The sequence below is a fragment of the Leptospiraceae bacterium genome (genome assembly GCA_024233835.1).
Lineage (GTDB): Bacteria > Spirochaetota > Leptospiria > Leptospirales > Leptospiraceae > JACKPC01.
Genome location: JACKPC010000001.1, coordinates 923,475 through 935,763 on the forward strand (window position 1 = coordinate 923,475; position 12,289 = coordinate 935,763).

Annotated in this window: 11 protein-coding genes; 6 read left to right on the forward strand and 5 right to left on the reverse strand. The window is 39.1% G+C overall.

Annotated elements, in window-relative coordinates:
- Positions 1-44: 44 nt before the first annotated feature.
- Together H7A25_04280 and H7A25_04285 are read right to left on the reverse strand one after the other, a co-directional pair.
- Positions 45-959, reverse strand: a complete 915-nt coding sequence (locus H7A25_04280) for a hypothetical protein (GenBank protein MCP5499094.1) — start codon at positions 957-959, stop codon at positions 45-47.
- Between the two features lie 76 nt (positions 960-1,035).
- Complete coding sequence (locus tag H7A25_04285) at positions 1,036-1,497, reverse strand: hypothetical protein (protein ID MCP5499095.1); 462 nt, start codon at positions 1,495-1,497, stop codon at positions 1,036-1,038.
- Positions 1,498-1,670: 173 nt separating this feature from the next.
- On the opposite strand from H7A25_04285, the gene H7A25_04290 reads away from it, so the two are divergent.
- Positions 1,671-2,996: a hypothetical protein gene (locus tag H7A25_04290; protein ID MCP5499096.1), complete on the forward strand. Its 1,326-nt coding sequence runs from the start codon at positions 1,671-1,673 to the stop codon at positions 2,994-2,996.
- Positions 2,997-3,056: 60 nt separating this feature from the next.
- Here H7A25_04290 and H7A25_04295 read toward each other — a convergent pair whose 3' ends face one another.
- On the reverse strand, positions 3,057-4,406 hold the full coding sequence (locus H7A25_04295) for a beta-glucosidase (GenBank protein MCP5499097.1): 1,350 nt from the start codon (positions 4,404-4,406) through the stop codon (positions 3,057-3,059).
- An 88-nt stretch (positions 4,407-4,494) separates the two neighbouring features.
- Here H7A25_04295 and H7A25_04300 point away from each other — a divergent pair, with 88 nt between their 5' ends.
- Positions 4,495-5,457, forward strand: coding sequence for a PD-(D/E)XK nuclease family transposase (locus H7A25_04300; GenBank protein ID MCP5499098.1), 963 nt, complete (start codon positions 4,495-4,497; stop codon positions 5,455-5,457).
- Between the two features lie 88 nt (positions 5,458-5,545).
- A complete protein-coding gene (locus H7A25_04305; GenBank protein ID MCP5499099.1) occupies positions 5,546-6,841 on the forward strand; it encodes an MFS transporter in 1,296 nt (431 codons plus the stop codon).
- Positions 6,842-6,850: 9 nt separating this feature from the next.
- Here H7A25_04305 and H7A25_04310 read toward each other — a convergent pair whose 3' ends face one another.
- Positions 6,851-7,690: a hypothetical protein gene (locus H7A25_04310; GenBank protein ID MCP5499100.1), complete on the reverse strand. Its 840-nt coding sequence runs from the start codon at positions 7,688-7,690 to the stop codon at positions 6,851-6,853.
- Between the two features lie 78 nt (positions 7,691-7,768).
- Between H7A25_04310 and H7A25_04315 the strand changes: the two genes are divergently transcribed.
- Positions 7,769-8,023: a hypothetical protein gene (locus tag H7A25_04315; GenBank protein ID MCP5499101.1), complete on the forward strand. Its 255-nt coding sequence runs from the start codon at positions 7,769-7,771 to the stop codon at positions 8,021-8,023.
- 1 nt (position 8,024) lies between these two features.
- Complete coding sequence (locus tag H7A25_04320) at positions 8,025-8,897, forward strand: metallophosphoesterase (protein MCP5499102.1); 873 nt, start codon at positions 8,025-8,027, stop codon at positions 8,895-8,897.
- On the opposite strand, the gene H7A25_04325 is transcribed toward H7A25_04320, so the two are convergent.
- Positions 8,886-10,016: a cytochrome c554 and C-prime gene (locus H7A25_04325; protein MCP5499103.1), complete on the reverse strand. Its 1,131-nt coding sequence runs from the start codon at positions 10,014-10,016 to the stop codon at positions 8,886-8,888. The two genes, H7A25_04320 and H7A25_04325, sit on opposite strands and share 12 nt — an antisense overlap.
- A 296-nt stretch (positions 10,017-10,312) precedes the next feature.
- On the opposite strand from H7A25_04325, the gene acs reads away from it, so the two are divergent.
- A complete protein-coding gene (gene acs, locus H7A25_04330; protein ID MCP5499104.1) occupies positions 10,313-12,277 on the forward strand; it encodes an acetate--CoA ligase in 1,965 nt (654 codons plus the stop codon).
- Positions 12,278-12,289: the final 12 nt, after the last annotated feature.

Below are 12,289 nucleotides of genomic sequence, written 5' to 3' on the forward strand. Positions count from 1 at the left end.
TAGAATTCTTTACTACTCATGAAAACATAGGCCTTTCATTAGCATTAATTTTGAGCAAATGCATTGGGTGCCTTTGTCCTATGATGGGAAGCTGACTGGCTATTTATCAGCTTTTTAATTTGCTCAATAATAGCTTCATTTTTCTTCAATTTATCGGCAAGCTCTTTATTTTTTGCTTCAAGGGCTTTATTTTGCTCATTCTGTTTCTGTAGCTCCCCAACCTGTTTTTTGAGCGTTTCTATTTCTTTTTTTGATTGTTCGAGGTTTGTGAGGAGTTTTTTATTGTCGGACTCAGTAGCTTTTAGAGCCTCAATTTGCTTATCCTTCTGGGCCAAAGAAGCCTGTAAAGTTTTATTTTCAGATTCCAGGGCTTTAGCTTTCTCGTCGGATTTTGCCAGTTTTTGAAGCTTTTCAAATGTCTTGCGAGCATCTTCATTTAGCTTTTCATTTTTCTGCTTGATGAGTGCAAGTTGCTTTAGAATGTCATTGTTTTCAGCAACTTTTTTTTCTATCTCTTTTGCTTTGGTTTCCTGCTCCTTTTTGGTTTTAGCTAATTCAGCTTCTTTTTTTACCGTCTCAGCCTGAACTTTTTCATTCTCTTTTTTAAGAGCTGAAACTTCTGCATTGGCCTTTTTTAGTGCTTCTTCAAGTTTCTGGGACTTTTCGTCAGAAGCTTTCGTTGAATCATCTAATTTCTTTTGAAGTTCCGCTTTTTCCTTTAAGCCGGTTTCTTTATCAGCTTTCAGGGTGTTTATTTCAGCCTGGGACTCCTTCAAACGGGCAATGAGCTTCTTGATAGTAGCATCAACATCTTTTTTCAGGTCAGAAAACTGCTCATCTATTTTTTGAGCTTCATCTTCCTTCGCTGGGGCCGGCTTTGAGTTTTGAGCCAGGATCGATGAAGATAACATAGAAAAAAAGAGGGAAAATAAGATAAAATAAGTGTTTAGATTCTTCATGGCGTTAAGCCTATCTTAACGTCATGAAGAAAAATGAGTCAAGTGTATTTAAAAAAAACCGGGGATAATTTTTCTCTTACTCCATGGTTCCACTTATTGAGGTACAATGAGTTTGTGCGGAAGTTGCAGTAAAAGCGTTTTCATTACTATAATAAACATAACGATTGGTAATTAAACCATCCTTATTTTTTACTATACAGGAAGCAACCTTTCCATCTGTTGGGCAACCTTCAATAGTTTTTTTGCCAGCAACATAGGTTACTCCGGATGCAAAACCCGCTTCTGTTGCCAGGGTAGAAGCATCACAGTTTACAGTACTCGTATCTTCAAAACCGGCATGGAATTCCTTGCAGTATACAGTTGAAGTCGTTTTTCCATCTGGATATAAGCGGCAAAGGGCATTCGCCTGAACTTTCGGAAGGTTGATGATGTAAAACAAAATGGTTGTTACCCAATCGATTTCCGTTTTTTTCCTGGTACAGGCAGTACTCGTAAATAAAAGAATAAGAGTTAAAGATGTTATTAGAATTTTTTTCATGCTGATACTCCGAAAAGACTTTTTTTATTAGAAATAGACTTACTACTGGAAAAAAAAATTACAGAGGTCAATCTTTTTTATTTTAAAGTTCACTTTTCCTTTCCTCTTGAAGTCCAACTTTTCACTTGATTTCATAAAAAGCTCGGATACTATGAATTCGAGGGAGGTGTATCATGGGAAAATGGTTCAATATTCTATTTCTTATTAGTATCTACTTTTTTAGCAGAGCTTCCATTTCTGCAGCGGATTGTATACAGGGTGATTGCAAAAATGGTTCCGGTACTCTGAAGTTTGCAAGCGGAGATACATACACGGGTAGTTTTAGAAACAGTAAATTCCACGGGAAAGGTGTTCTGGTTTTTGGAAAGAAAAATGTGGATATGAAAGAAGGAACTCCTGCTTATATTTATGCGACCCGTTATGAAGGTGAGTTCAATAATGGAGGACTCAGCGGCAAGGGGATGATGGAATTTGAAAATGGAAATAAATATGAGGGAGAGTTTATCAATAACCGCTTTAATGGAAAAGGTAAGTATACTTTTTCAAATGGAGCTTTCTATGAAGGACAATTTCGAGATGATTTAAAACACGGCAAAGGCACTTTAAGCTACCCGAATGGAAATAAATTTATTGGTGACTTTTACAAAGACAAGTTTAATGGAAAAGGTATTGTTTACTATGCTAACGGAGACATCTATGAAGGTGAATTTAAGGAAGAAAAAAAACATGGTTATGGTATTTATAAATTTTCCAATGGGAATGTATATAAAGGGCAATTTATAGACGATAAACGACATGGAAGAGGAGAATATACTTATCACGATGGGAAGAAATATACGGGAGAATTTCGTGATGATGCCTTTGACGGCTTTGGTGTATTCACCTTTAAAAGTGGTGTAAGGTACGAAGGAGCATTTAAGGATTATAACTATCATGGGAGAGGAAAAATCTCTTTTGCGAATAAAGCTTATTTTGAAGGAGATTTTATTAAAGGAAAATTTCACGGGAAAGGTGTTTACAAGTTTGCCAATGGAAAAAAATACACCGGGGACTTCATAAGCGGTACCTTTGAAGGTCAGGGAGTTATGGTATTTCCGAATGGTGATAAATATGAAGGGGGATTTAAAAATGGAAAATTTGAAGGAAAAGGAAAAATAACTTTATCCACCGGGGAATCCAAAGTCGTAGATTTCCATGAAGGTAAATTTAGTGGTAAAACTACTGTTACTCTTCCGGATGGTAGTAAGTTTACCGGAACCTTTAAAGATGGAAAAAAAGAGGGTTATGGAATTTTAGTTTTTCCTAATGGAGATACATATAGAGGAGATTTTCTAAATGATAAAGCACACGGTGAAGGAGTAATGCAGTATTCCAATGGTGAGCGTTATGAAGGGCAATTTGAGAAAGACCTTTATAATGGCCGGGGAGTTCTCTATGACAAGGAAGGTAATATTATCTATTCAGGAAGATGGATCAATAGCGACCCGGCAGGTGAATAAAAATAAAACAAGTCCGGATGAAATAAGACCGGACTTTGTTTATCATGAAAAAAATTCGGTTCAGAACTGAAAGCCATTTTGCTTAATTACATCACTATACCAGTAAGCACTATCTTTTGCATAACGTTTTAAGTCAGAAGAAGTTCTATCGATATGTACGAGCCCGAAAGTTTTTGCGTTTCCTTCTGCCCATTCAAAATTATCCATAAATGACCAGACAAAATAACCTCTAACATCTGCTCCTTCCAGAATAGCTCTATGTACGGAAGAAAGATATTTTTTCAAAAAATCAATTCTTTCCGGATCGCTTATCTTCGTGTTTTCTAATTTATCTTTATATGCTACTCCATTTTCCGTGATATAAACAGGAGGATTACCATATTCTTCTTTTATCCATTTTAAAATCTGGTAAAGTCCATCCGGATAAACTTCCCAGCCCATTTCGGTAAGCTTTACTCCGGGATAAAAAGCTGTAACCGGTACAAACGGGTACACAGGTATAGGAAGGGGTTTTATTATCGTTCTCGAATAATTGTTAACTCCTAAAAAGTCAATCGGAGCAGAAATGATTTTCATATCTTCCGGATGGATATCCCCTTTATTCTGAGCCAAAACTTTTCTTTCAATAGCAGTCGGATATTTTTTCAAAAAGATAGGATCCATCCAGAGACGATTCATCACCGCATTTGCAATAGTTACTGAATGACTGTATTTATCCAGACGATGAGAATGAACCGGAGAAAGGGCATTGGTAATTCCTACTCGAACGGATTTATTTACAGCACGAATTTTAGCCAGAGAAAGACCATGAGCCAATAAAACATTATGTGCAACTTTATAGAATCGAAATATTTTTCTAAGGCCGGGAGCATGTACACCCAGGAAGTAACCGAGCACAGTAAAAATCCAGGGCTCATTCAGGGTAATCCAGAATTTCACTCTATCGCCTAACTTCTTTACCATTTCTTCAGTATAGTCAGCAAAATAGGAAGCCGTATCGCGATTCAACCAGCCTCCTTCTTCCTGGAGCTTTTGAGGTAAGTCCCAGTGATAAAGGGTTAAGAAGGGTTCTATATTTTTCTGTTTTAGCTCATCTACCAGCCTATCATAGAAATCCATACCTCTTTTCTGAACAGGACCTTTTCCATTTGGCATGATTCTCGGCCAGGATACAGAAAAGCGATAAGCGGAATAACCCAGTTCTGCCATTAAAGCAATATCTTCTTTATATCGTTTGTAATGATCGCAGGCGATATCCCCGGTCTCTTTTGTACGAATTTTTCCCCTTGTGTGACTGAACCTATCCCAGATAGATTCTCCTTTACCATCCTCTTTGGGTGAACCCTCAATCTGATAGGCAGCGGTTGCTGTTCCCCAGACAAACTCTTTAGGAAATTCCAATTTTTGCATAGGAAAAGGCTGTTCCGAGGGCTTATTGGCGGCAAGAACTAAAATATTATACTTGCTCTTTTGTTTGACTCCGGGTGAAATTGTCCCTATGATTTCTGAGAATAAGCTGGTGCGTTTTGACTGGGCTATGAAATACCTGCTGAGGGATAAGTCTAACTTTGACATTCTGGAAGGGTTTCTCTCGGCTCTTCTTAATGAGGATATTACAGTTCTCAGTCTGGCCGAAAGTGAATCCAATCGGGAAGATGAAAATGATAAATTCAACCGGGTTGACTTGCTCGTAGAGGACAAAGAAAAACGCAAATTCATCATAGAAATTCAGAACAACCGGGAAACACATTATTTAGAAAGACTCCTTTACGGCACCTCTAAAGTAATCGTAGAAAACCTATCTTCCGGAGATTTATATAGGAATGTGGTAAAGGTTTTATCCATCAGCATCCTCTATTTTGATCTCGGCATAGGTGATGACTATATATACTACGGAAATACAGAGTTCAGGGGTGTTCATACCCATAAACCACTTATCGTTCGAGAGAGGGTCTATTTGCCGGAGGTCTTTGAACCCAAATTTCGTCTAAAAGAGAAAAATGTGTTCCCGGAATATTACTTGATTCGCGTAGAGAAATTTGAAGATATAATCGAAAGCCCCATAGATGAGTGGATCTACATGATAAAGCACAGCGAGGTAAAAGATTCCTTTCATTCAAAAAATATCAACAGGGCCCGTGAAAAACTCAATCTGATGAAGATGCCGGAAGGAGATAGGCGTAAGTATGAGAAGTATCTGTCCAATCTGGCCTCAGAGCTGGATGTAATGGAAACAGCCCGTGAGGAAGGTCGTGCGGAAGAAAGAAAGAAAACAGAAAGAGAAAGAGTGAGAGCAGAACAGGAAAAGCAAAGGGCAGAACAGGAGAAACAAAGAGCAGAAGAAGAAAAAAAGAAAAGAGAGGAATTTATACGGACTATCATTCAATCCGAAAAATTTACTCCTCAGGAAATTACAAATATGTTTGGCATAAAGGAGGAAGAATTTCGAGAACTGCTTTAAACGAAATTTCTTCCGAGTTAACTTTCTTTTTTGCTTCGGACTTAATAAAAAGCATTGCGAAGCTGGTATTAAATAAAGGAGAATACTTTTGGAAAAACGATTTCCTTACTGGATAGCCTTCTTAATGGCCGTAAACATCATTTTTTTAACCGCAGATAACAATATTATCAGTGCTGTTTTAAAGCAAATAGAAATTGAATACAAGGTAGACTCAGGCCAAATCGGTCTTATGTCCTTATTCTTTTCTGTCCTTGGCGCTGCGGTAAGCCTTGTCTTCGGCTATCTTTCTGATAAGGTAAACCGCAAAAAACTATTTGCGATTTCCGTTCTCCTTGCAGAAGTTCCCTGTCTTCTAAGCGCCTATGCCCCGGACTTCCAAACATTTTATGTTCTTCGCATCCTGACCGGTCTCGGGGTCGGAGCCGCTTTCCCTATCGTATTTTCCATGATAGGGGATTTCTTTGATAAAAATCAGAGGACACTTGCGGCCGCTATTCTTACAACCTGCTGGGGTATCGGGGGAATTCTGGGCATCCTTGTTGCAGGGTACTGTCTCGGAGCAGGCTATGGCTGGAGACTCCCCTTTATTTTAGTAGCCGTACCCAATTTTTTCCTGGTTCCTCTTTTCTATTTTTTTGTTCCGGAGCCCAGAAAGGGAGCGGTAGAAGCCGGAATCGGAGAATTGATCGAATCAGGTGAAATTTCTTATCCCAGAAGTATTCGTTTTTCCGATTATTCGAAACTCGTTTCTCTCAAAACTAACCTCCTTCTATTTTTACAGGGTATATTTGGAACTATTCCATGGGGAGCCTTAATTTTACTCGTGAAATTTCTAACCGAAACTAAGGGTTTTGATGTAAATACTGCCACGAATATATACGCTGTTTTCGGTATCGGTGCCGTTCTGGGAGGAATCCTTGGAGGTATAGCCGGGGGAAGCTTATTTAAAAAGAAAGCAGCCTACCAACCCCTTTTTTCCTCTATTACTACGTTTATTGGTATGCTTTTCACTGTCGGTTTTGTATATTTTATCCCCTCTGATCCGGTATTAGTGGGCCTATTCGGTCTTCTGGGGGCCGCTTTTGCGACAGTCACCGGAGCCAATATGCGAAATATGCTTTTAAGCACCAATCCACCCGAAGACAGGGGAGCTATTTTTTCTATATTTAACCTGACAGACGCGGTGGGTTATGGAATCGGTCAATTTGTAGCCGGACAGCTTGCTGTTTACCTGGGGCTTACCCACGCTCTTGGAATTTCTTTTACCTTCTGGTTACCCTGTTCCATATTTCTTTTCGTCGCCAGCTTATATTTTGGTCGGGATGTAGAAAATCTGGACAAAGAAATGAAAGAACTGGGAGAGAAAAGTAAAGGGGTTAGTTAACCCCTTTGTTTACATAAAGGGAACCCCTTCTTGAAGTCTTTGAAGGGGATATTTTAAAAATACGGTAGTGGTTCGGTTGTCGGTTTTATAGGAAAATAATTCTAAGGGGTTTAAATTCATATTGTAGTAACCCTCGTCTATCATTGCTATACCAAAACCCGCACTCTCTTTTTCATCGAGGTGTTCCGGTCGGAAAAACTCCGCAGATTTTCCCTCTTTATAAAGTTCATAGTGCTTACGACGCGTAACTTCGATCCTTTCGAGGTCGGTATCCATAACCGGTGCATCATTTTTCACGACGATTAACAGGTGTTCTTCATCGAGATATACCTTTAGCACAATCTTCGCATCGTCCTCTTTAATTTTTTGTCGAATCGAGAAAAGAAGGTCCTTATCCCCTTCTTTTAGCTCAACCTTTTTCACTCTGATTTTCTCTTCGAGGGAAAGGATGGTCTGAACGAGTTTCTTAATTTTTTCAGGTATGATATAACGCTGCATTGCATCGCGCAAGGGACTTGTATCCAGAATAACCTGAAGAATTTGATCTAATTCCTCTCTGGACTTTTCAACTTCAATTAGCTTTTTAAGGATTTCGTCTTTATAGATAATATACCTTAAATTACCTTTTAAAGCGTTTAAAAGAGCCTCCATAAGTCCGCTAAATAAGTGAAAAGAACACAGAGGATCGGCACCGATTCTGTCGAGGATACCATTTACAAGGTTTGAAACCAGGTCACGGGTATCGCGGGTAAGGCCTCGAATGTGGAGGTGCAGATAGTTTCTCTGAATGAATTCATCCAATCTCGATTCGATTTCTTTACTGCCCAGTATTTTTTTCTGATTTGCCATATAAGTCCTATCGAATACCATGTACAATAACAAAAACAAAGTTCCAATGCAAGTATGTTTTGAGCCTCTGGAGATAATATGGAGAAAAAAAGTCAATTTCTTGAACTAAAAACCCCGGACCTTGGAGATGCCGATAAAATTGAGCTTATCGAGTGGTACAAAAAGGAAGGGCAGCTTATCGAAGAGGGAGAAGAAGTCCTCGAACTGATAACCGAAAAAGCTTCCTTCCCCGTTGAATCCCCGGTAAAGGGTATATTGAAAGAAATTCGAGTTCCAAAAGGTTCTAAAGTTCTCAAAGGGGAAATCCTCGGGATTTTAGAAATAGGCTTTTAAAATGCAAACCTTTATTCATATATCTGACCTGCACTTTCCTACTGCACTTCCTCTTTTTTCTTTGCGGAATAAGATGATAGCCGGTTATATCAACTTTTACATTCGTAGAAGACATAAGCACCCGGAGGAAATTCGAGAAGCACTTCTTCGTTTTATTTCAAAAACAGAATATGACGGCCTTTTTATAACGGGAGATCTCACCAATGTATCGGGAGAAAAAGAGTTTGAAAGAGCGAGGGAGCTTTTAGAACCGGTGCTGGATGAAAGAACTTTTGTTATCCCGGGAAATCATGACCGTTATACGAAACAATCCATAGAACCGGTTCGTTTATTTGAAAAATATTTCTCGAGGTATACAGGCATATCTTTTGCAGAAAATGAGAAACTTTTTCTCAGATATAAAACCTTCCGGGATTTATACGTAATTGGCTGGGATTCTAACGAGCCACGTTCCCTGACAGAAGCCTGTGGGGAAATACACGATGAGGTTATAGACACCACATTTATTTTTTTAAGAAAAAAGGGTATACAGAGCTATCTTCTCCTCTGTCATCATCCGCTCTGGAACCCGAGCTACCGACCCGAACCGGAAAACCACAGTTTAAAAGACAAAAAAGGAAGGCTCGAAAAATTAAAGACCTTTCCTCCTCTTGTTTATCTACACGGGCATCATCATACGAATTATACGAAAAAGTCAACAGATGAGCTTCCTTTTACCATTATAAATTCGGCTTCAAGCACCCGGGTTTCTGATTCCCATCATGATTGCGGATTTCATCTTGTCAGGGTCGAACAGGATAAAGTTGATGTAGAAAGATTTGTCTATAACTTCGAAACAAGAGATTTTAAAAAGGGTGAACTCCTATCCTTCTGATTTAGGTTCGCTTACATCTTCCTTTGTGTTTTTCTGAAGCTTAAATTCATTCTCTAAAAATAGGAGTTCTCTGTCTTCATGGGGAACTTCATTGCCCGGACTATTTTTTTCATGGGTATATACCATTAATAACCTGTAGTAACGAATTTTATCCAGATCCGATCTGGATAAAGCAAAACTTTTTTCATAAGTCGAATCTTCATTGGCATACGGTGGAAGAAGAATCTCTTTGGATTCTAATTTCTTCGCAGAAATATTTGGATTCTTGGGATATTCCGGATTTTGAATATACTTGTATCTTAATTTATGTGTCCATATTTCCTGTTTATTCTTATCCAAAAGACGAATTTCCAGAGTTCGAAATAAATCACCGGTAGGAAAGGCATGACCGATTTGTTTTGCTTTCAGTCGTAGAAGAAGCCTGTTTTCTTCTACCGAAAAAAACTCGGCTTCGAAGGTTTCGGAAAGATAAGATTTAGAATGCCCACCTAAAAAGCTATGACTTTTATAACTATATTTTCCGACCTTTGCTTCCGGCATGTGGCAGGATTGACAGGTTTTCTTGTCCGCATAGTAGCTCTCTTTCCATTCTTCATAGGTATTCTGCATGGCCTGGGTAGATAAATGAAATTTTTTGTTTTTCTCCATACCCGTTCCGACCGGAAAGGGAAATTGATGACAGGAAGCACAAAACTCGGAGGACTGCATATACGCGGCTTCGATATAGCGATGCTCGCTTATCTTTTTCGGAAGTTTTGCTACGAGGATTTTTCCTTCTCGAACGTGGCAGACAATACAGGAAACCCCTTCCTCAGTATATAGTCTATCTTTAATGTTCTCCACATCACCTCCGGCTTTCATCAGAGGAGCATGGCAGTTTGTGCACCAGCTTAAGGGTTCTCTCTTATGGCTTTCGGTATAAAGACTGTTGGTAAAAGCAGCTCTATGCCTGGAAATCTTCCAATCTTTGTACTGTTCCTCATGACATTCCTGGCAGGAACTGGCCGAAAGGGTAGATTCGGGGATAGAAATAGGTTTTAAACCTCTGTCAAAACCATGAGGATTTTTTTCTTTACAAGAAAATTGAAATATTAGGATAATAAGAAGTATTAGTTTCAGAGTTTGTCACACACACCGTTAGAGTTAAAACGGAACATTTATAAAATTTTATGCAGCTATTTTTCTGTCAAGCTTTTGTTTAAAAAAGTCAAGTAAAAATATATTAATTTAACTAACTCCATTTATCTTGAGAAACCTTTTTTACAAGTCTTTTTTAATGCCTTAACTTTGAGTAGTTCGCGTTGTTTTTAGAGGGAATATTTTGAAATCCGGAAAAGATTCTGTATGCGAAAAAAATGAGTAGAAAATTACATCTTATTTTTTTAACTTAACCTTATATAATAAAAGGGGGCCCAATGGCAAACCAAAGAGTAATTCAACCGAGCGATGAGTTTATTAAGCAGGCAAATCTGAACCTGAAAGACTACCAGAAATTATATAAAGAATCTATAAATAACCCGGAAGAATTCTGGGCAAAGCAGGCAGAGCGCCTCGATTGGTTCAAACCCTGGGAAAAAGTTCTGAGCCATGATTTTGCGGAAGGGAAAGCGAAATGGTTTGAAGGTGGCAAGTTAAACGTGTCTTATAATTGTCTCGATAGGCATTTGAATACTTACAGGAAAAACAAGGCAGCCCTTATCTGGGAAGGAGATAATCCCGAGGAATCCAAAGTTTATACTTACCAACAACTACACAGGGAAGTCTGTCGTTTTGCCAATGTAATGAAAAAAATGGGTCTGAAACCTAAAGACCGTGTGTTAATCTATCTTCCGATGATTCCCGAATTGGCGATTACTGCACTGGCCTGTACGCGAATCGGCGTAATTCACTCCATCGTCTTTGGTGGTTTTTCGCCCCATGCCCTGACGAGTCGTATCGATGATTGTCATCCATCTTTAATCATTACGGCTGATGGAGGTTTTCGGGGTGGAAAGACTATTGATTTGAAGATAAATGTCGATAAAGCCCTTGAAGATGCAGAATCTAAAGTAGATAATGTAATTGTAGTTAGAAGAACCCGCTCGGAGGCCAATCTCGAATGGAATGAAAAAAGAGACCATTGGTATCATTTTCTCATGAAGGATCATGAAATTTCCGATACCTGTGAACCCTACAAAGCTGATTCGGAACATCCCCTATTTATCCTCTATACTTCCGGTTCAACAGGAAAACCCAAGGGGGTATTGCATACTACAGGTGGATATTTAGTAGGAACTAATTTATCTTTTCATTACGTATTTGATCATAAGGAAGAAGACACTTACTGGTGTACCGCAGACATTGGTTGGATAACCGGCCATAGTTATATTTTATATGGACCCCTATCGAACGGTGCCACATCGATTATGTTCGAAGGTGTACCTACTTTCCCGAATCCCGGAAGATTTTGGGAAGTTGTGGATAAATACCAGGTGAATATATTTTATACCGCTCCAACAGCTATTCGTGCTTTAGCCAGAGAAGGACTCGAACACGTTAAAAAACATTCTCTTTCTTCTTTGCGCATCCTCGGAACAGTCGGAGAGCCTATCAATCCGGAAGCCTGGGAATGGTACAATAAAAATATTGGTAAAGAAAGATGTCCTATTGTAGATACCTACTGGCAAACTGAAACAGGAGCCATGATGATAACACCTATCCCCGGTGCTATAGCCACCAAACCGGGTTCCGCCACACTTCCTTTCTTTGGAATAAAGCCTGTACTTTTAGATAACGAAGGAAATAAACTTCCTGAAAAAGGAGAAGTTTCCGGAAACCTCTGCATGGAAGGTCCCTGGCCATCGATGATGCGGGGAGTGTATGGCGATCCAAAACGCTTTAAGCAAACCTATTTCAGTCAGTTTAAGGGCTATTACTTCACCGGCGATGGAGCCAAACGGGATGAAAACGGATACTTCTGGATTACAGGAAGGGTAGATGACGTATTGAATGTTTCCGGGCACCGAATTGGTACTGCTGAAATCGAAAGTGCTCTTGTATTAAACACTTCGGTGGCTGAGGCTGCTGTAGTGGGCTTTCCTCATGATATCAAGGGACAGGCTATCTATGCTTTTGTTACAGTTAAAAAAGGAGTGCATACAAACGATGAACTAAAACGTGACCTGATTGAACTTGTTTCTAAGGAAATTGGTAAAATTGCGAAACCCGATGTTATCCACTGGGCTTCCGCTCTTCCCAAAACACGTTCGGGCAAGATTATGAGAAGAATCTTACGTAAAATTGCCTGTGCAGAATATGACTCTCTCGGAGATATTTCTACACTGGCAGATCCTTCTGTTGTAGAAGTTTTGATAGACGATAAGAAAAAATATCACAGCTAAAATAGAACTTAG